General features: G+C 65.2%; 17 protein-coding genes. 13 read left to right on the top strand and 4 right to left on the bottom strand.

Annotation, left to right across the window (positions count from 1 at the left end):
• Positions 1-132: 132 nt before the first annotated feature.
• The 4 genes from DTQ71_RS14615 to DTQ71_RS14600 form a co-directional block, all read right to left on the bottom strand.
• Positions 133-843, bottom strand: coding sequence for a hypothetical protein (locus DTQ71_RS14615; protein WP_146204870.1), 711 nt, complete (start codon positions 841-843; stop codon positions 133-135).
• A gap of 3 nt (positions 844-846) precedes the next feature.
• Positions 847-4,044 carry a hypothetical protein gene (locus DTQ71_RS14610; RefSeq protein WP_109565034.1) on the bottom strand — a complete coding sequence of 1,066 codons (3,198 nt, stop codon included), beginning with the start codon at positions 4,042-4,044 and terminating at the stop codon, positions 847-849.
• A 400-nt stretch (positions 4,045-4,444) separates the two neighbouring features.
• Positions 4,445-7,870 carry an ATP-binding protein gene (locus DTQ71_RS14605; protein ID WP_109565033.1) on the bottom strand — a complete coding sequence of 1,142 codons (3,426 nt, stop codon included), beginning with the start codon at positions 7,868-7,870 and terminating at the stop codon, positions 4,445-4,447.
• A complete protein-coding gene (locus DTQ71_RS14600; protein WP_109565032.1) occupies positions 7,870-9,096 on the bottom strand; it encodes a metallophosphoesterase family protein in 1,227 nt (408 codons plus the stop codon). The genes DTQ71_RS14605 and DTQ71_RS14600 overlap by 1 nt, the downstream gene beginning before the upstream one ends.
• A 124-nt stretch (positions 9,097-9,220) precedes the next feature.
• Between DTQ71_RS14600 and DTQ71_RS14595 the strand changes: the two genes are divergently transcribed.
• The 13 genes from DTQ71_RS14595 to DTQ71_RS14535 all read left to right on the top strand — a co-directional run bounded on the left by DTQ71_RS14595 (position 9,221) and on the right by DTQ71_RS14535 (position 20,260).
• Positions 9,221-9,547, top strand: coding sequence for a helix-turn-helix domain-containing protein (locus tag DTQ71_RS14595; RefSeq protein ID WP_109565031.1), 327 nt, complete (start codon positions 9,221-9,223; stop codon positions 9,545-9,547).
• Between the two features lie 10 nt (positions 9,548-9,557).
• Positions 9,558-10,280 carry an ImmA/IrrE family metallo-endopeptidase gene (locus DTQ71_RS14590; RefSeq protein ID WP_109565030.1) on the top strand — a complete coding sequence of 241 codons (723 nt, stop codon included), beginning with the start codon at positions 9,558-9,560 and terminating at the stop codon, positions 10,278-10,280.
• A gap of 107 nt (positions 10,281-10,387) precedes the next feature.
• A complete protein-coding gene (locus DTQ71_RS14585; protein ID WP_109565029.1) occupies positions 10,388-11,575 on the top strand; it encodes a hypothetical protein in 1,188 nt (395 codons plus the stop codon).
• A 61-nt stretch (positions 11,576-11,636) separates the two neighbouring features.
• The gene (locus DTQ71_RS14580; RefSeq protein WP_170125439.1) at positions 11,637-12,494 is read left to right on the top strand and encodes a hypothetical protein; all 858 of its coding nucleotides are present in this window, start codon (positions 11,637-11,639) and stop codon (positions 12,492-12,494) included.
• Positions 12,495-12,662: 168 nt separating this feature from the next.
• Entirely contained in the window at positions 12,663-12,872 is a 210-nt protein-coding gene (locus tag DTQ71_RS14575; protein ID WP_109565027.1) for a helix-turn-helix transcriptional regulator, read from the top strand.
• 10 nt (positions 12,873-12,882) lie between these two features.
• Positions 12,883-13,368 carry a hypothetical protein gene (locus DTQ71_RS14570; RefSeq protein ID WP_109565026.1) on the top strand — a complete coding sequence of 162 codons (486 nt, stop codon included), beginning with the start codon at positions 12,883-12,885 and terminating at the stop codon, positions 13,366-13,368.
• The gene (locus tag DTQ71_RS14565; protein WP_109565025.1) at positions 13,368-14,114 is read left to right on the top strand and encodes an ATP-binding protein; all 747 of its coding nucleotides are present in this window, start codon (positions 13,368-13,370) and stop codon (positions 14,112-14,114) included. Before DTQ71_RS14570 ends, DTQ71_RS14565 begins: the two co-directional genes overlap by 1 nt.
• A 22-nt stretch (positions 14,115-14,136) precedes the next feature.
• On the top strand, positions 14,137-14,640 hold the full coding sequence (locus DTQ71_RS14560) for a DUF669 domain-containing protein (RefSeq protein WP_109565024.1): 504 nt from the start codon (positions 14,137-14,139) through the stop codon (positions 14,638-14,640).
• A 71-nt stretch (positions 14,641-14,711) separates the two neighbouring features.
• Positions 14,712-15,077 (top strand): hypothetical protein, encoded by a 366-nt coding sequence (locus DTQ71_RS14555; protein WP_109565023.1) that lies wholly within the window; start codon positions 14,712-14,714, stop codon positions 15,075-15,077.
• Positions 15,077-16,021 carry a PDDEXK family nuclease gene (locus DTQ71_RS14550; RefSeq protein WP_109565022.1) on the top strand — a complete coding sequence of 315 codons (945 nt, stop codon included), beginning with the start codon at positions 15,077-15,079 and terminating at the stop codon, positions 16,019-16,021. Before DTQ71_RS14555 ends, DTQ71_RS14550 begins: the two co-directional genes overlap by 1 nt.
• Positions 16,015-17,754 (top strand): DEAD/DEAH box helicase, encoded by a 1,740-nt coding sequence (locus tag DTQ71_RS14545; protein WP_109565021.1) that lies wholly within the window; start codon positions 16,015-16,017, stop codon positions 17,752-17,754. The genes DTQ71_RS14550 and DTQ71_RS14545 overlap by 7 nt, the downstream gene beginning before the upstream one ends.
• Complete coding sequence (locus DTQ71_RS14540; protein ID WP_021096367.1) at positions 17,751-17,975, top strand: DUF6511 domain-containing protein; 225 nt, start codon at positions 17,751-17,753, stop codon at positions 17,973-17,975. The genes DTQ71_RS14545 and DTQ71_RS14540 overlap by 4 nt, the downstream gene beginning before the upstream one ends.
• Positions 17,975-20,260 carry a PriCT-2 domain-containing protein gene (locus DTQ71_RS14535; protein WP_109565020.1) on the top strand — a complete coding sequence of 762 codons (2,286 nt, stop codon included), beginning with the start codon at positions 17,975-17,977 and terminating at the stop codon, positions 20,258-20,260. The genes DTQ71_RS14540 and DTQ71_RS14535 overlap by 1 nt, the downstream gene beginning before the upstream one ends.

Here is a 20,260-nt window from a genome sequence, read left to right as displayed (position 1 = left end):
CCCCGCAACCAAAATCCTTCGCGTAATCAAACGCTTAAGCGCCGCCCTCCGGGGCGGCGTTTGCGTTTCCAACACCCGTGGAAGCACTGTGGAAGCAAGAGGGGCCGAAGTCCCTCATATCGCTTCGAAACTCTAAGGTCGCATGGATTCGTGCTCGAGTCCTAGGTAGTCGCGCAGTGCGCAGATCAAACGTATGAGGTCGATCATGTCCTCAACGAGTGCCTCCTCTGCGACATACCTCTGCAATCGTCCCTTACCTGCTTTGGTGAATTCGCGATGCACGCGTCCCGCCATCTTCTGCTCGCGGATGAGCGCGCCGGGATTTGCATCGCAGAACCCCCGGACCAGATCTTCTGGCAGGAAATCCTCAATCTCCCAATCCAGCCCTGCGCAACTGCCGTTCTGCGCCTCAGCCCGGCGCTGCAGTTCAGGACCCAGGACGCCGTTCGACGCCGGCATGACCGGATGCAGCAGAAACACGTCCCGGTAGTGCTTAACCCGGAAATCCATCTCGCAGAGCATTCGGGCGTGCTTACGGCCCGCGTGGTCGTTGTCAAACAACCCCACGAATTTTCGTTCGGTCATTAGACTTGCTGCGTCTTGGGAAGCCATCTGCCGCAGCGTCTGCAACTCTCGCACTACCCCTTGAACGCCGCCGTCATCCTTCAGCCCCGCTTCGAATATCGCAAATCCAGATTCGAAGAGGTCATGATTGCTCTCGCGTTGCCAAAGATCTCTGGCGAGGCGCAGGTAGCGGACATCGCTCGTCCCTTCGACAAGGACATTAGCCGTGCCGACGTTCCAGCCTTTTCCACTGGCGTATCTCTCTACAAGTCCGATCAACGCTCAACCTGCCGTCAGCGGCCGCAGTAGCGGACCGTTATGGCCGAAGGAGATGAGGCCGCTGATATTTATGCCAGGCCGCAGTTGGGTGCCATCGAACTCGGCTATACGAAACGGGACCCGTTCGTTCTGGAGTTCTTGGACCCTGGCATGAAGTCGTGCTCCGTCTCCGCCCGAGGCGATGCGGGCGCGGACCTGCCGCCTATTCCCCGTGCTCTCGTCGATCAACCAGCGGAGACGGTCCGGAACTTCTACGTAGTGTTCCCCTCGCGCCCAGAGCTGGCGCAATTTCTGGAACCGCCGCGATGCCTCGTGGTGGCGGCTTCTCTGATGCATGAGAAGCGCCAATTCCAGCTCTAGCTGCGGCGAAAGGATCGCCCGGTTGCCATCGAGGGTTTCGAGCAACTCCAGTTGCAGGGCGAAGTCCTTCGGGTGATCCATACAGGCCAAGATGTAGCGCAGTCGGACCGCCTGTGCGTTGGACCGCAACAGTGGATGCCCTAGCCGGGCAGCCGCGTCGATCCGGTTCGCGCGGGGGAAGTCATCCAGCGACATGTCCTCACGCCTGGTTATCCCTTCGCCCAAGGCAGACAGTGCTTGCTGGATTGCCTCGCCTTCAGATGAGGGCTCGGTGTCACGCACCGCCCCGGCTGAACGAAGCAGCAGTTCGAAAGCCTTGTCGGCGAGGCGCGACAGTGCGTTTCGCCGCAACTCTGCGGTCTCTCGCTGCATGGCCCCGTAGACGATACCCAGAACTTCTAGCGCGACACTTGCCGCGCCGTCCGGATCCTCATCAGCCCCTATGAGCCGGTCGCGCGCATAGACTTCCAGAACGTAGGAATTGTCAGGGTTCAGCCTGTAGGCATTACGGGTCGCCCTGTTTGCCTTGGCGCGCAGGGCCGCCACCTGTTCGGCCGGCATTCCGCGACGTGCCTCCACCTCGGCGAGGTCGTGATATGCATGAGCGAGCGAATTGTAGAGGTTCAGGTCAGGCTCGCCGCCTGGGTCGTACTCAAGAGCCAGCGCGGCTTCGATATCCCCAGTGGTGCGCAGTAGCAAATCGGCGCGCTCGTCATCGGTGATCGGGAACATGACGTCGTCCTTTGCGATGCGCCGCCGCGATATCGAGCCATGGTGAAGAAACGTCCGGCTGGTCATCCGAAATGCTTTCGGCATAGTGTCCAGAGCCTCCAGCGCTTCGCGCCAATAGAGGGCGAACTCGCTGCGGCCTTGTCCGGGGTCGATCTTGAAGATGCTAGTGGCGAAGGTTTCGGCCAGTTCCACTAGGTCCGGGTGCGCAAGCATCGGGTTGGAGGCGATCTGCGCTAAAACCATCAGCCGCAGGTGCTCGGGATTCTGCGCCTCAGTCAGCCCGGCCGAAGCGCGGGCGGGGGCATCGTAAAACAGGCCGGTCAAAAGGAACCGTCCCAGTTGATCGTGGATCATCGCCCAGTGGCTTACCGTGTCGAAGCGCTGGCGCACCACGCCCAAGGCTCCGACGGTCGATTGCAGATCAGAGAGTTTGTCACGGGTCGGAAAGTCTTCGGACCGTGGCAGCAGTATTTCAGGCAGAAGCTGGCGCACCGTGCTCATGGCGGCGATGTCGATTATCGCGCGCCGCACAACCGGATCAGCCACCTTCTGCCGAAACTGTTCATAAAGCCAACCTTGTACGGTTTCGGTAAGGTCGATTTGTCGTTGCAGCCAGAATGCCAGCGCGATCCAGAATACGGAATGGCCCGCCGCGGGTCCGACGAGTGAGTGGTTGACGAACGCCTGCCATTCGTGAGCATCGCGCGCTGTGCCAAGTGGTTTAAGAAACCGGTTCAGGTGTCCGCCCAAGTCCATCGCCGCTTCCTGCGAGATCTCGTGGGACAGATCGCAAAGATGTTCCAGACGCTTCTCGGAATAGATGGCGACTGGTAGCAGTGCATCGGTGACGAAGACGATGCAGATCCGGCGCCCAGCCTCCGTGATCTGCCTGGCAAATGTCGCGATATCCCCTTCGCGTCCCTCCCACTGCGACCGATCAAACACGATCAGCCAAGGTGCCTCGTACTGGCGCAGGCCCTTTCCGATTTCAGCCGAAGCGATACTGTTCAAGCAGGAGGTAATGAAATTCGCGACGGCGCGTCCGCTGGGCGCAAAGGGGGCTTGAGTAGCTATCAGCGTCGGATAACCGTCCATGGCCGCACCGAAGGCAAGGTCACGGATGAACGTGGTCGCCCCTGCTCCGGACTCCGCCCGGATGTAGAACATCCGACTGGCCTCCGGTCCGTTACGGTCGAGTTGCCGCAGCGCCTTTGTTACGGTGTTCCTGGCGCCATCGTCCCGAGACCACGGCATTTGCGCAGCATAGGGTCGCCACGAGGCCGACGGATCCTGGAAGAACCCGTTGATTTCCTCCGAAGTCAGCCCCTCTGGCGTCACGTATTCCAGATGAGCCTCGGAGAGCAGTTCGTAATTGCCCAGTAGCGGATGCTCGGGATCATCGCGTCCCGACAGGTCGACGCGGTGTCGGGCCCCTTGGGCATCCCGGACGCGGATGATGAGCCGGTCGTCGGCGCGCTCCGTGTAGCGCCTGTGCAGGGCATCCGACAGCAGCGCCGCGGGGGCTGGCAGCAGCGTAACGCGCCACGCCCCCGCGTCGGCCTGCCATTCGGTGATCTTCTTTCGAGCCTCGGGATCATCGCTGACGATTGTCAGGCCGCACTGGAATCCGTCCTGCCAGAGTTGTCCCAATTCAACGGGCAGCGTCAGATCGGGTCCGCCGAGCACCACGAGATTCCGGACCCCGCGCTGCTGCAACTCCATGATCATTTCCATGCGGCGTGCACGAGCGGCAAACCCTGCCTTGTCGCCCTCGGTGCGGCCGTTGAGCAGAAAGACTGGAAGGCTCCGGGGCGGCAGCACGGTGTTTGAGGGTGGGACATCGATGACGTGCACCAGTCCCCGCCGGCGAACGAGCGGTGACTCGATTGCGCTGTCCAAAGCATCAATAGACTTGAGCAGGCCCTCCGACGCGGTCTCGCTCAGGACGAATTCCCAGGGCAAGCCCAACACCTTCGCGGTCGCTTCTGGGCCTGCCGCCTCTGCAAACGACGGCATCAGCCAAAGGCTGGCATCGCGGGAATCAAGTTCCGCGAGAATCGGAAGAGCGTCAGGAGCCAGAATTTGCAGCCCGTTAACAATCTCGCTCATTATTCGTTCATCCGTTCAAATCGTCGATTGTGCCGCGGGGCTTTCGACAAGGAAATCGGAAATCGCGCAAGATGCAATCTCCGTGACTTCATTTAAGCCAAGACCGTTCCTTCTCGAAGAAACCGACGTCTGGACAAGGTGCGTATCACCCAAGCTATCGTTGATCTGAGCCGCAGCATTGGTCGAGAAAGGCTTGCAGCGGCAGCGTCCTGCGTTGCGCTCAGATAGTCTGCAGCTTGACCATCTTGAGCTTTGTTTTAGGCCATGGCGAGCGTCCCCTTTACCCGTCGATGGCTTCGATTCGACAGTTGGCGTCGGCCTTGAGGAGATTGACTGGCTCAGTCGCCGCACAATATCGCTCAGTGGATAACTTTTGGGGTCGTGAGAATTCACTATCACCTTAGATCTCATGAATGACCGGCTGTGCATCACACACCTCCTTCGCGATTTCGACGACGTGACGGTGATGCGTCAGGTAGATTGCTTGGCCACTTCTACCGATCCGTTCCATCAAGCGGCACGCTGCGCGCGTCCGATCCTCATCAAAGGTCTCGAAAACGTCGTCACAGAAGAAGGGTAGCTGAACGCCCTGTGCTACCATTTGTTCGTAGGCCGCCGCGCGCAGCGCCAGATAGAGTTGGAACCGCGTTCCCTTCGACAAGTCGCCGATCTGCTTGGCGGTGCCGCTCGCATCGACCGCCAACAAGATTTCAGCCCCACCGTCCGGTTGCGTCAGCAGCTTCTGATAGGCGCCGTTCGTGAGTTCCGCAAAGGCGCGCTCTGTGGATGCCATCATGTCGCTCCGGTGCCTGTCGCGATAGCGGCGGATGGCATCTTCGGCGAGGCGTAGACCGAAGTCCAACTCCAGATAGTCAAGAACCGCCTCTTCGATCTGAATCTGCAATGTGGCGCGCCGCTCGACCAGGTCAGCGATCTCTGCGCCGCCGGTAACACTGCCGAGGTCCCGCTCGGCATTGGCTCGGTCCACGGTGGCGGTGGACATCCGCTCTTCCGCGAGGTTGAGATCGGTATCTAGGGACTTCGCTTTCGCCTTGAGCGTTGCAGCGGTTTCATCGGCAAGTAGCTGGCGGGCTTCCTCCACTTTCCTCAGCGAGAGGTCGTCGAGGATCTGCCGTTCGAGCTCGGCGACCCGTTCTCTTTTTGCGATGACGTCAAGGCCCTTGCCCACAGCGACCCGAAGGGCGTCGATTGTGCTGGTGTCCACCGTCTCCGGGAACACCGCACCAAGTTCCGCCACTTTCCTGTCGATGTCTTCGAGCTTCGCCTCGAGTTCAGTTCGCCGTTTTTCACCGTCTTCAAGCTTAGTGCCGAGCTTCTCGTGCTGTGACTTGTCAGCCTGCGCTTGCTCTGCGAGCTCCCGCAGGCGCCGGAATGTGTCGAGAGGGTCGCTCTCCCCGATGCCGAAACGTGCACCAAGGGCGCCAGAGGCTTCCGTGAACCGGCGTTGATCGTCCTTCATCGTGTTAACCTGACGTTCGGCTTGTCGCCGCTTCTCGTTGTGTTCGCGTAGTTCGCGCAGCTGCCCGAGACCGGCGGCAAGTTGGCCGGGTGAGAGCATCTCGCCGAAAAGTTCATTTACCTTTGCGCTCCAGGCCGCAGCAGTCCTCTCGGCGGTGTCCTCAAGGACACCCTGATCGCCTTGCCGGCGTTCGAGATCCTCCTCGAGGGCGGTGGTCTTGTCTGAGGCCGCCCGCACCTCTTCCTGGTGGCGCCGTTCGTTTTCGGCAAGACGCCGCGCGGCGAGCAACGCGGCATCAAATGTCGGGGTCTCCAAAGCGACGAGGGGCGTGAGCGCCTGACGAAGCTGCTCTGCCCGATCCAGCGTCTCCCGGTGGTGTTCGACAAGCCTGTTGTGTTGCCGCTCAGCGGTTATGGCTTTGCTGTGTAGCGCAACCCAGTCCGAAAAAGCCGAAGGGGAAAGCGCCGGAAGTCCGATCTGCGAACATAGACCGTGGACTTGGCTCTCGAGCTCTCGTGCCTGCTCGGCGAGCCCATCGCGCTGTTCCCGGGTCGTCGTCGCGCGTGCTTCCGCGTCCGCCAGATCCTGCAGGAGCTTTCGCAGTTCGCCGAGCTCGCTCGCGTGGGCGAGACGCGCGGCGTTGATGTCGTCCACCGTTTTCATCGACGGTGCAAAGCTGTCCGCGCTCTCTGATGTCAGGGTTTCACGATGTGCTTGCCAAAGGGCGTCACGTCGGGTCCGCGCCGCCTGTTCCTCTTCGTCGCTCGCAATCCTGGCGTCTTCCGAGAGCCGGGTGGTTTTCGCCTTCACGGCGGCGATGTCCTCGTCCAGACGCTCCAACCTGTCGTCAAGGCGTCCGAGCTTCTCCGCCAGATCGGCGTGGCGTTGGGCAGTGTCTGCTGCTGTCGATGGATCGACCGGGCAGACCGGGAGGGCGCTGAAGGTGCATGCACCGATGGAAAGCGAGTCGAGCGCCTGCTCCAGCGCCGTGTCGGCGGACGCGATGGCTTGTTTCGCCGTGGCGACTGCTGGTGCCAGGGCATCGGCGTCGAACCGCTTGAGCAGATCCACCAAACCCATCTGCGGCGGAGCTTCCTGCAATGATTGATGTGCCTTCCGGGCCTGCTCGATTCGGGTCTGCAAGCCCGCGATCTCGCGTTGCTCGGTCTCCCAAGCCGCGGCGGCGTCTCGCATCTTGTCACGCAGGTCTTCAAGGATGGCAATTTCTCCCGGAGACGCGACAAGTGCGGTGACATCGCAATCTTCAGGTGCCCCCAGATCCCGGGCGATGCGTGCCATGTCCGAAAGAGCCTCCTCATGGGCCCGTTCGCGTCTGGGAAGGTCCAAGACCGCCGTTTGCATCCGGCTGCGCAGTTCGTCGAGATCGTCCAGCCGCTCGGCTAGGGCGAGGCGGTCTGCGTCGATCACCAGCGCCGCGCGCGCCTTTTCAGCCCCGTCAAGTTCGTCCAGCAGCCTCCGTAAGTCGGCATCCGCCTGTCCCCGGTCGGTCCTCATCGTGACCAGATCTTCGGGATTGATGTCGATCCGCTCGGGATAGTCGGCGCAGTCGGCGATCTCGTCCGCGAGGCGGTCCATCTCACCCAATTCGGGCAGGGCCCGGCGCAGCGCGGCAATCTGCGCCTGTTCGGCGCGAAGCTCGTCCCGTGCCTGCCGAGATTGCACCTCTTCATCCCTGGCGGCCTGAAGCGCTTCCTTCAGCTTTCGCCATGCGTTGGCGCTGACATCGAGGGTGCGAATGTTGGTCTCGACCTCACTCAACTCGCGCTTCAGTTCCGCGACGCGCGTGGTGCTGGCGCGCTTCTTGTAAAGGCCGTTTGCCTCGGCCCGCGCCTGTTCCAGAACTGCATTGAGGTCCGCGACACCGGCTGCCGCGGAAAACAGCAAACGGCCGATATCGCCTCGCGCGCTGGCGATGTCTTCGCCACCCTTCTCGATGGTATCGTCGTCGAGACAAAGCAGGCTGCGGTAGTCGTCGAGCGACAACCCGCCGAGGTGAGAGGCGATCGCGGTCTCGGGTATGGCCGCGTCGGCCTCTCCCCTGAGATTGCCACTGCGGGACGGCAGTCGCGTAAACAGGCGGGTTTCGCCTCCGATGTCGAGCAGACCGGAAATCCGAAGATTCTGTCGCTGGTGCTGAAACCCATAGGGCTCCCTATGGGGGAAGCCATAGAGAAGACGCAGATAGGCTTCCATTACTGTGGTTTTTCCGGCTTCGTTCGAGCCGTAGATCACATGGAAATCCGAAGCCTGACCGGCTTTCCCAAAATCGAGGACCTTGCCCGTGAAGTGACCAAAAAAGTCGAGAGAGAGCCGTTCGATCCGCATCAGGGCGTGGCTCCCTTCATTCGCGCAAGGATCCGATCTGCGCCGGCTTCTGCGAGACGCCGCGCAAGCTGGTCCATTGCCGCTTCGTCAGGCAACAGCTCGGCACGTCGTTGCGGCGCCAACTCCTGCAGAATGCCTTCAATCTCAGCACGGCAGGTCTCGGAAAACCCGGGTTCCTCGCGGATGGTCTTCATGATCCCAGCCAACTCGTCCGTGGCGCTGTGCCCGGGCTCTGCGGTGTCGGACAGGTCGAACACGACCTTCTCCAGCCAAAGCGTGCCCGTCTCCCGAGCATATTGCGCCGCGGCCTCTTTCCAGACGTCCTGATCGCGCAGAACCTGCCAACGCCGCCGCGTGCGACCGGTCAGTTGCAGACGGATCACGGCGCTTTCCGAAACCAGGTTTCGCGCCGTGTCTCGCAGGGTCCGTCTAAGCATATCGCGCAGGGCGTCGTCGTTGTCGGTATCCGTGGCGTCCATCTGGAGGTGCAGGAACTCGACGGCCGAGGTCGGCACTTCTTCGATCTCGATTGCCTTGTCGATGGTCAACAGCGTGGCGGATTTCGGACCGGGCTCGCCGATATCGCGTCCCTGGGGCGTTCCGGGCATAACGATCCATGGCGCCTTGGAGTGGACTTGCCGGCGGTGAACATGCCCCAGCGCCCAGTAGTCGAAGCCGGCAGCCGTCAGGTCGCCAACCGTACATGGTGCGTAGGGATCGTGGCCCTCTGCACCGGTGAGGGAGGTATGCAACAATGCGATGTTGACCGCGCCTTCGACTGGTGCAGGGAACCTTGGCAGCAGGCTTTCCGGGGCATGACGATTGGAGAAGCTGACGCCGTGGATCCAGACGCCTTCTGCAAGCTGCACCTTGCCGCCACGGCCGTCAAAGACATGCACGTTGTCAGGGAAGCTCAACTCGCCGGTTAGAGGGTTCTCAGCGTCGTGGTTGCCCTTGATATAAAACACGCGGATCCCGCGTTCACGCAGGCGCTCCAGTTGGAGCGTCAGGAAGGCGGCAGTCCGCGCGCTACGCTCTGCCCCGTCGAACAGATCGCCTGCAATAAGCAGGGCGGCAACTTCCTCGGCAAGCGCGGTGTCGACGATCCTGGTTAGCGCGGTACGGCTCGATGTCCGGACCCGATCCCTCAGCTCGGGGTCGCGCAGCGCTAGGGACCTCAACGGGGAGTCGAGGTGAACGTCGGCCGTGTGAAGGATCCTGATCATTTAGTTGCTCCCGGCTCCGAACGTCACATCCCGCTTCGCTGTTGATACTCTTGGGGATAAGGCGTAACAGTTCGCATATCCGCGAACAAGCGGATTGACAGGGAGAAGAAGCGATGAACCGGCCATGTCCGCCGACGGTGTGACCTTCGGCCAGGCGATTTCGAAGGCCCGCAAGGCACTCGGTCTCAGCCAGAAGGAGCTCGCAGCGCGCGTGATGAAGGAAGAGGGTAGCGGGTCGATATCCCCGCAGTACCTCAACGACATCGAGCACGACCGACGCAGCCCCAGCTCGGGGCACCTGATCCGCCAGTTCTCCGGCATCCTGAACATACCGGAGGACTACTTGTACGCACTCGCAGGCCGGCTGCCGGATGATCTGCGACCGGATGCGTCAACCCCGGACAAGGTCGTCGAGGCCTTCGCCAATTTCAGGAAGACGTTGAAAGAGTAAGGAGGTTCGCATGGTGAAGATGATCCGTGACAACACGGGCCGCTTTGCCGAGCGACCCTTCTACCGCGAGCGGGATCTCGACGATGAATGCGAGCGGCTGATCCGCGACCTCCTGCTGAAGCGCAAGAAGAAGATCGAGTATCCGGTCTCGACCGAGGATCTGACCGTGCTGATCGAGATGCACGATGCAGACCTCGACCCGTACGCCGACCTGTCCGCATACGGGTCCGATGTGGAAGGGGTCACCGAGTTCTTCCCCGACCGCGGGCCCAAGGTGTCCATCTCCGAACGGATCGCGGCCGACGAACGACGCGAGAATCGCTTCCGCACCACGCTCACCCATGAGTTCGGGCACGTGAAGTTCCACGGGCCTCTCTGGGCGCAGAAGTTTGCCAACGGCGACCTGCTCGAGCGCGGGGTGAATGCGAACAAGGCGATCTCCAAGCGCGACAACATCCTGGACGCCCCGCAGTCCGACTGGATGGAATGGCAGGCCGGCTATATCAGCGGCGCGCTGCTGATGCCGGCCACGCCAGTCCGTCGCCTCGTTTCCGACTACTGTGGCCCGCGCGAGCTGCATGGCGATATCCACGTTTCGACGGAGCATGCCGCGCGGCTGATCCAGATGGTCATGGAGCGGTTCGCGGTTTCCGAAGAGGCCGCCCGCATCAGACTGTTGAAGCTGAACCTGATCACATCGACGCACGGGCAGCCCTCGCTCTTCGGGCGCTGATCGCGAATCCGCGGAAGTGCGTATTTTTTCGATTGACTCCCTTCAGGCGCGATATACGCTGATTAGCAGATCAGCCGATATATGGAATCGCCAGAAAGGAGATCACGGTGACTGCACTGTCCGCCTTCCTTCGCAAGACGCCCGGCGAGGCGCTGCGCGAATACTTCGACCGGCCGGAGATCGGCCTGCCCACCGAGTTCGACTGGCCCGCATCGGACGCCGACCTCTCCGGGCCGCTTCTCGGCGCCATCGAGAAGATGTCCCGCGTCCAGCGCGACCGGATCTCGAACGACGCCGAGCGCGTCCATGCCTTGTCCGACGAGCCAGGGCAGGCCGCGATCTACAGCGTGGCCGAGGATCCCGCCCTCCTCGACGGGCTCGCGAACCCGCACGCGCGGTCGCTCTGGATGTTCCTGAACGCGCAGGACCGTTTTCGTCATGCCGAGGAAGTTCGCTTCACGGAGGACCGCCGGCGCGGTCGGATGTGGGCCGGCTACATGACCGACGCCGGATGCGTCGTGCAGCGCGACGCGTCGGCCCGCCATGCCTTCGTCTCCGCGATCAAGGAGTTCTCGGGCGCCGCCCATGCCCATGTCGACATCTTCGACCGGGTGAGGACGACGCATGAGGGCGACGAGTGCGACCTGGTGCAGGTGACGATCTACCGCGAGGGACGGCCCGACGATCTGCTCCGCTTCGACGACAAGGGGTCGCTTGTCCGGCAGGCCTATCGTCCCGTGTTCGAGGCCGCAGTGACCTATGAGCCCGCGACCGGCGGCATCGAGGTGATCGCCAACGACAAGGCGACGCGGAGCGAGATCGTGAAGGCGACGGTCACGCACCTCCTCGGCATCGAGTTCAAGGAGAACCGCCTGCCGCTGCGCTGCTATGATCTCTCGGTGCTTCTGAACCCGTATGATTTCCCGGTCGACCCGGAGGACGGGATCGAGGGCGTCGAGGTGCGCGAGCTGCGCCTGATGCCGATCGACGACAGCGATTTCAGGGTGACGCTGGAGAAGCCCGCGCGCGCCGACGAGACGATCTGGACGAAGGCGGAGGAAAGATTCGGGGATCGCACGCCCCTGAGCGAGGGGTATGTGGTCACGCGGGCCAAGATCGCCGTGAAGCTCGCCCGCCGCCCGGGAGGCGACCGCCGGCGGACGCTGACCCTGACGATCACCTGGCCGCATGGCTGCGATCTGAAGGACCGCACCGCGACCGAGCAGATGATCGGCGAGAAGTACCTGCGGCGCTGGGGGGTCCTGGTCGATGACCTGCAGCTCTTCGAGGATTGATCAGGCCGCCCGCCGGCTGCTCTCGTCCATCGCCGGGACCCGCGACGCACGGGTTTCGGCCATGGCGCTGGCGCACATGCGCGGCGCCGGAAAGACGCTGATGGGTGCCGGACTGCTCGTGCAGCGCGGCAGCGCAATGTCTGTCGTTGCCGAGGACGATCTGGACGACACCCCGACGTCCGTCATCGCCCACCCGATCACGGGGCAACATGGGCATCTCGGCAATGCGGCCTGGCATGACGAACAGGCGAGCGCCCGCCGCCGGGTCTATGCGCTGGACATGGCAGCAGCAGCTCGACGGGTGGTCGCCCGGCTCGATTGCTCGCTCGGCGAAGACCCGGTGCCTTACCTCGACGGCGCGGTGCTGGATTTCGGGACGGCGCGGCTGCCGAAGCGAAGGGCACGTGTCGGGATCTGGGTCGCTCGCGGTCTGACGACGCCAGCCGTGTTCGAGGAGTTCCGCCAGCTCGTTGACCGCCGCCCGGCTGATGGGCTTCGGGTGGTCCTCGTTCTCGACCCTCCGGATCGGAATCGCTTCCGCTTCGTCCGGGGCCACGAGTTCGTCGCGCTGGCGGACGTGGTCGATCATGAAGATGGTCTTGCCGTCGCCCCTGAAGTCTTGAGCGCACGCCTGCTGAAGGGTCCGTCGCATAAAGGCCCTGTCTGGGTTTCCGGCGACGGCGGCGTGCTGATCGTGCATGGCAAATGGCACGAATTTACGGGCGGCAAGCAGAAGATCGCCGTCGCCATGCTCGCCGAGGCCAGGCTTGACGGGGATCCGGTGCTGCCCGTCGCGCGCATCTTGGAGGAAGCCGAGTGCGGGCCTTCGGTGAAGCGACTGAAGAACCTCTTCGACGGCCACCCAACGTGGCAGGAAGTGATCCGGGAGAGCGGCTCCAGCGCCTGGCTAGAGGTGTGACGCCACGGAATCACGACGATCAGGCCGTCCTTCGGGGCGGCCTTTTTCGTTTTCGGGGGCCCCGATCTGCATTCCTCCCGTCTCCCCTCCCTCCGCCCTCCCGTTCTCCTCCCGTCGCACACCCCAGTCTCATTCGCAGGCATTCGGCCAATCGCGAAGGAGACGACGATGTCAGTCACGCATCTCAACCAGGTCGAGCTGGCGGCTCGATGGAAGATCAGCCCGCGCACTTTGGAGCGCTGGCGTTGGACCGGTGAGGGCCCCGCCTTCATCAAGATCGGCGGCCGGGTCGTGTACCGGCTCGAGGATGTCGAGGCCTACGAGGCCAACCGGCACTGCTCGAGCACGGCCGACAAGTCCGCCGTGAAGCTGGCGTGAGGGGGCGGCCATGACGATCCCCAACCGCATCACCCTCGACGACCTTCCCACCATGCCGGTGGGCGAGATCGCCGCTCTGCCGGGCGACCAGCTGGCGCTCCTGAAGCAGGACGCCGACGAGCGGCTGCGCGCTGCCAAGAACCTCAGCGACTGGCTCGATGGCGCTATCGCGCTGAAATATGGCGACCAGGCGCAGGAGGCGCGCCGTGCGGAAGGCAAGGACACCGGCACGGTCAGGCTGCAGGACGGCCCGGTCACCGTGGTCGCGGAGCTCGCCAAGCGGGTCGACTGGGACCAGGCGATGCTCGCCGGTCTGGTCGAGCGGATCCGGGCCGACGGCGCCGATCCCACCGAGTATGTCGACATCGCGTTCAGCGTCCCCGAGCGCAAGTACACCGCCTGGCCCACGGACATCCGCCAGGAGTTCGAGCCCGCGCGCACGGTTCGCACGGCCAAGCCGAAGTTCCGGCTGCTGCTCGGCGAGGAGGTGCGCTGATGGCCATCTCGCTCGCATCCCTGCAAACCTCGACGGCTCTGCGCCCGCCGCGCGTGCTGATCCACGGCGTCGCCGGCATCGGCAAGTCCACCTTCGCCGCGTCCGCCGACGCGCCGGTGTTCGTCCTCACCGAGGACGGTCTCGGCAAGCTGCAGGTGCCGCATTTCCCGTTGGCGACGAGCTATGCCGAGGTCGCCGAAGCGCTCGATGCCCTGCTCGACGAGGACCACGCCTATTCCACGGTCGTCGTCGACAGTGTGGACTGGCTGGAGCCGCTGATCTGGGCCGAGGCCTGCCGGCGCAACGGCTGGCAGTCGATCGAAAGCCCCGGCTTCGGCAAAGGCTACGCCGAGGCGCTGACCATCTGGCGCGAGTACATCGACCGGCTGAACGCGCTCCGCGACCGCAAGGGCATGGCGGTCATCCAGATCGCCCACACCGACATCAAGCGCTTCGACAGCCCCGAGCACGAACCCTACGACCGGTACGTGATCAAGCTGCAGGCCCGCGCCTCCGCGCTGCTGCAGGAGCACTCCGACGTGGTGCTCTTCGCCAACTACCGGATTTCGGTCAGCAAGTCCAACGTCGGCTTCAACAAGAAGGTCACCCGAGCGCTCGGGTCCGGTGCGCGCGTCATGCACACCGAGGAGCGCCCCGCCTTCCTCGCCAAGAACCGCTACGGCCTGCCGGAAACCCTCCCGCTCGAGTGGTCCGAGTTCCTGGCCGCCATGCCCCAATCCGCCTGATTACGACTGAAAGGACAGCACGATGGCACGTTTCGACACCGCCTTTGACGCCGCCGGCATCGAGCCCACCACCGCCTACGAGATCCTGCCCGCGGGCAAGTATCGCGCCCAGATCGTCGAAAGCGAGATGCGCGTCACGAAGAACGGGATGGGGAAGTATCTCTGGCTGATGCTCGACATCCTCGAGGGGCCGCAGCAGGGCCGTAAGGTCTTCGACCAGCTGAACCTGGTGAACGCCAACCCGACCACCGTGGAGATCGCGCAGCGCACGCTGTCGGCGATCTGCCACGCCACGGGCAAGCTGCAGGTGAACGACAGCGAGGAGCTGCACCTGATCCCGATGACGATCCAGGTCGGCGTGAAGCCCCCGAAGGACGGCTACGGCGAGCGCAACACGATCCGCTACATGGTGCCGGAGGCCCCGGTGCAGGCGACCCCGCCCAAGCCCGCCGCGACGCAGCCGGCCAGCGCACCCGCCCAGCCGACCGCCCGCCCGGCCACCGCGCCCTGGAACCGCAAGAGCTGACGCCCTCGGCCGCCGCGGGCTGAGAGCTGGCTCACGGCGGCCCGGACATCGCCAGACCCGAGAGACCGACCATGACGAACACCACCGACGCGGCCTGCGCGGCCGCGAACGCCCCCGGCTTGCCTGACGACACCCGGCGCCTGATCGAGATCGAGGACGCCATCGCGAAGATCCGCACGCAGATCGCGACCGCCGATCTGACGCGGCAGCGGACGGCCAGGCCGATCGACCCCGACTGGTTTCACCGCGCGCGCACGGCGCTGCGTCACCTCAACCGCGAGCGCGCCGAGATCGTCGCCCGTCAGGGTGGCCGCCGCCGGCGCGAACGGCTCAAGGACATGATCATCGCCGTCCTGCGCGAGCGCCATGACAGCGCCGCCTGGACCGCGGTGCTGGCGGAGGCGCGGGCGCGGCTCGAGCGGGAGGAGGCGTGCTGATGGCCGAGCTTCCCGAACCCCCGACGCCGACCCTCTCCGCGATCTACGCCTCCTACGAGGCCCGGCAGGGCGACGGCTTCCGCGAACACCTCGGCGCCTCGCTGATCGGCAAGTCCTGCGCCCGTGCGCTCTGGTACGACTTCCGCTGGGCGACGCCGGCGCGGCACACCGGCCGCATCCTGCGGCTGTTCGAGACCGGGCAGCTGGAGGAGGCCCGGCTCGTCCGCGACCTGCGCGCCACCGGCGCGACGGTTCTGGAGGTCGATCCCGAGACCGGGCGGCAGTTCCGCGTCGAGGCCCATGGCGGGCATTTCGGCGGCTCGCTCGACGCCGTTGCACTCGGCCTGCTCGAAGCGCCGAAGACCTGGCACGTCGTCGAGTTCAAGACGCATTCCGCGAAGAGCTTTGCCGAGCTGATCGCCAAGGGTGTCGCGCTCGCCAAGCCCCAGCACGCCGCGCAGATGCAGGTCTACATGCACCTGACCGGCATCGCGCGGGCGCTCTACGTCGCGGTCTGCAAGGACACCGACGCGCTGCACATCGAGCGCGTCCCGGCCGACCCCGATATGGGTGAGCGCCTGCTGGAAAAGGCGCGACGGATCATCTTCGCCCAGCACCCGCCCGAGCGGATCAGCGCGGACCCCGCCTGGTTCGAGTGCCGGTTCTGCGACCACCACGGGCTCTGCCACGGAGAGGAGGCCGCGGCCGTCACCTGCCGGTCCTGCCTGCATTCCACGCCTGTCGAGGGTGGTTGGCAGTGCGCGCGCCACGACCGGCTGCTCGACCCTTCCGACCAGCGCCGCGCCTGCCCCCGGCACCTGTTCATCCCCGATCTCGTCCCCGGCGAGGTGACCGACGCAGGCGAGGACTTCGTCTCCTACCGCATGCGCGACGGCTCGGCCTGGACCAACGACGCCCGCGAAGAGGAGGCCGCCGCATGCTGACCCTGCGCCCCTACCAGCAGGCCGCGATCGCCTCGATCTACGGCTATTTCGAGAAGGAGAGCGGCAACCCGCTCGTCGTGATCCCCACGGCCGGCGGCAAGAGCCTCGTAATGGCGGCCTTCATCGACGGCGTGCTCAAGGCCTGGCCCGACCAGCGCGTGCTCGTCGTCACCCATGTGCGCGAGCTGATCGCGCAGAACCATGCCGAGATGCTTGGGCTCTGGCCCGAGGCGCCGGCGGGCATCTACTCGGCCGGGCTCGGCCGTCGCGATGCGCGGGCCCGGATCCTCTTCGCCGGGGTCCAGTCGATCCACGACAAGGCGACGCGCATCGGCCATGCCGATCTCGTGCTGATCGACGAGGCCCATCTGATCCCCGGCCGGTCGAACACCATGTATCGCCGCTTCCTCAACGATCTGCAGTCGATCAACCCCGCGCTCAAGGTGATCGGGCTGACGGCGACGCCCTTCCGGCTCGACAGCGGCATGCTGCACGAGGGCGAGAATGCGCTATTCACCGACATCGCCTACGAGGTGTCGGTCCGCGACCTGATCGATCAGGGCTATCTCTCCCCGCTCATCTCGAAGCAGACCAAGACCCGCCTCGACGTGACGGGCGTGGGATCGCGGGGTGGCGAGTTCATCGCGCGCGACCTCGAGGACGCGGTCGACCAGGACGCCATAACACGCGCGGCCGTGGCCGAAGTGATCGCCCATGGCGAAACGCGCCGGTCCTGGCTCGCCTTCTGTTCCGGCGTGCGCCACGCCACCCATGTCGCCGAGGAGTTCCGCCGCTGCGGGGTCAGCTGCGCGACGATCTTCGGCAAGACGCCGAAGGACAAGCGTGACGCGATCATCGCCGCCTTCAAGCGCGGCGAGATCAGGGCGCTGGCCTCGATGGGCGTACTGACGACGGGCTTCAACGCGCCGGCCGTGGACCTGATCGCGATGCTGCGGCCCACCAAGTCGGCCGGGCTCTATGTCCAGATGGCCGGACGGGGCACGCGGCTTTCCGAGGGCAAGGAGAACTGCCTCGTCCTCGATTTCGCGGGGAATGTCCGCCGGCATGGCCCCATCGATCTGGTGCGGCCGAAGCGGCCGGGCGGTCCGGGCGACGGGCCGCCGCCTACGAAGATCTGCCCCGAATGCGGGACCATCGTGGCCATCGCCGCTCTCGAGTGTCCCGGCTGCGGCTTCGAGTTCCCCGGTCGCGAGGTGAAGCTCGAGCCGACCGCCTCGACGCTGGAGGTGCTGTCGACCGGCAAGCCGCAATGGGTCGGCGTCACCGACGTCACCTACAGCCGCCACGAGAAGCGCGGCGGGCGGGTCTCGCTGAAGGTCACCTACCGCTGCGGTCTGGCCTTCCACACGGAATGGGTCTGCTTCGAGCACGAGGGCTATCCGCGCCGGAAGGCCGCGAGCTGGTGGCGCGAGCGGGCGCCCGAGTTGGAGGTGCCCGAGTCCGTCGACGAGGCCCTCATCCTGGCGGACGAGCTGCGTCGTCCCACCGAGATTGCCGTCCGCCCCGCGGGCCGCTTTACCGAAATCACCGCCTACAGGTTCGCCCCATGCCTTACTTCCGTGCCGGGATCTGCGCCGTCTGCCATCGAGAACCCCGCGGCTGGGGCTGGTTCGACGCGCGCTTCCGCGTCGCCGACTCGCGGCGCGACACGAGCCGCAGAGACCTCTGCAGCCGGGCTTGCCAGGACATCTGTCACCGGAGGTCGGGCATGATCGATCCGACCCCCAATGAGACGGCGGCCATGGTCGAGGGCGGCAAGGCTGGCGGCGCCTATCTAGACAGCCTCGGCCGGACCGATCTCGCCCTGCTGAGCGAGGAGGAGTGGGACACCTTCGTCGAGGTGATCGTCACCGGCTACTGTGATCATCTGCGCGACCTCGCGGCGAAGGACCGCGCGCGGCTCGATGGCATGATCCCGGAGGTGCCCTTCTGATGGCGAACACCTCGTGGATGGCGCGCGTCGGCGCGCGTCTCGTGACCAACGGCTACGCGATCCTGCCGATCGCGCCCGGCACCAAGAAGCCCGGCCAGTTCGCTCGCGCGGCCTGGCATGACTATCCGCAGTGGAACCGGCATGCGAGCCGCGCCACGACCGAGTTCGAGGTCGCGACGTGGTCGACCTGGCCCGACTGCGGGGTCGGGATCGTCAGCGGTGCGGTCGCAGCACTCGACATCGACATCGCCGAGGACGGTGAGCTGGCGCTGCACATCGAACGCTTGGCCCGCGAACGGCTGGGCGATACGCCGGCGCTCAGGATCGGCAAGGCACCGAAGCGGCTGCTGGTCTATCGCACGCGAGAGCCCTTCGCCGGGATCCGGCGCGCGCCGCTCGAGGTTCTGTGCCTCGGACAGCAGTTCGTGGCCTATGCCAAGCATCCCGATACCGGCCAGCCCTATGCCTGGCCGGACGAGGGCCTCGCGGATCTCGACATCGAGAGCCTGCCCGAAATCGACGCCGAACAGGCAGCGGCCTTCCTCGACGAGGCGTTGGCGCTGATCCCGCCCGAGCTGCGCCCGAAGAGCCTCGGTGCGAAGGGCGCGAACGGGGCCGGGAATCCGTGTCTGCCGGGCCATGCGCAGGCCGGTACGCTAGAAGCGATCCGGAGCGCGCTCGCCTGGTTGCCGAACGCCGAGCTCGACTACGACAGCTGGATGCGCATCGGCATGGCGCTGAAGGGCGCGCTGGGCGAGGAGGGCGCGACGCTCTTCGCCGACTGGTCGGCGCAGGCGGCCAAGAACGACCCGGCCGCGACGGCGAAGGCATGGACGAGCTTCAAGCCCGCGCGGATCGGCGCGGGCACGATCTATCACCTCGCCATGGAGAAGGGCTGGCGTCCCGACCCCGAGCTGCTGCTCGACGGCAGTCAGAAGGTTTGCGCGGCCGACGTGCATCCCGCGGCCGGCCTCCTCGCGCGGCTCGCCCAGTCCGATGCCCCGATGCCGATCCTCGCGCCTGTGCCGTCATTCACGCTGACGATCCCGGGCGGATTGGTCGGCGATCTCGCGCGCTACATGATCGACACGGCGCGAAGGCCGCAGCCGCTTCTCGCGGTGGGCGCGAGCCTCTGCGCCCTCGGCGCGCTGATGGGGCGGCGCTACCGCACGACAACCGACCTGCGCACGAACCTCTACATCGTCGGCATCGCGGACAGTGGCTCGGGCAAGAACCACGCCCGTGAGGTCGTCAACGAGCTGTTCTTCGAGGCCGGACTCGCGCACCACCTGGGCGGCAACAAGATCGCCTCCGGTGCGGGGCTCCTGACCGCGCTCCACCGTCAGCCCGCGATCCTGTTCCAGATCGACGAGTTCGGGATGTTCCTCTCGGCGGCGGCTGACCGCAAGCGCAGCCCGCGCCATGTCACCGAGATCCTCGACAACATGACCGAGCTCTACACCGCGGCCTGCGGGGTCTTCCTGGGCGCGGAATACGCCAACCGGGACGGCTCGAACGAGCGGCGCGACATCGTCCAGCCCTGCCTCTGCGTCTATGGCACGACCACGCCGCTGCATTTCTGGGGGGCGCTGCAGGGCGCCAATGTCGTGGACGGCTCGCTCGCCCGGTTCATCATCCTGCCGAGCGAGGAGGACTATCCGGACGAGAACCGCCGTGCCGGGCTGCGCACGTCGCCGCGACCGCTGATCGAGGGGCTGCAGCGGCTCGCCGAAGGCGGCGGCCGGGCGAGCGGCAACCTGGCCGGCAAGACCTCCGGGCCCGAGACCGCGGTCGATCCCATGACCGTGCCGATGGACGACGCCGCGCAGGCGCGCTTCGACGCGCTCGGCGAGGAGATCACCGCCGAACTCAGGGCGGCGGCGGGCACGTTCCAGACGCCGATCCTCGCCCGGATCGCGGAGAACGCCGCCAAGGTCGCGCTCGTCCTCGCCGTGGGGCGCGATGCGGTCCATCCCGTCATCCGGCTCGAGGATGCCGTCTGGGCCATCGACTTCGTGCGCCACTTCGCACGGCGCACCATCGACGCCGTCGAGCGCCATGTCGCCGACACCGAGACCGAAGCGCATCTGAAGCGGGTGCGCGAGATCATCCGCAAGGCCGGGTCGGCAGGCGTCACCAAGTCCGAGCTGACACGCGCCTCGCAATGGCTCCGGGCGCGCGACCGCGACGACATCCTGCTCACGCTGGTCGAGAGCGGCGACATCGCCACGGTCGAGCAGGAGACCGGGGGGCGGAAGGCCATGCGCTTCCGGGCACTGTGGTGA

The sequence above is a fragment of the Jannaschia seohaensis genome, assembly GCF_900116765.1.
GTDB lineage: Bacteria > Pseudomonadota > Alphaproteobacteria > Rhodobacterales > Rhodobacteraceae > Jannaschia > Jannaschia seohaensis.
Note: the sequence above shows the minus strand (reverse complement) of the source record. Positions and strands in the feature narration are given on the sequence as shown.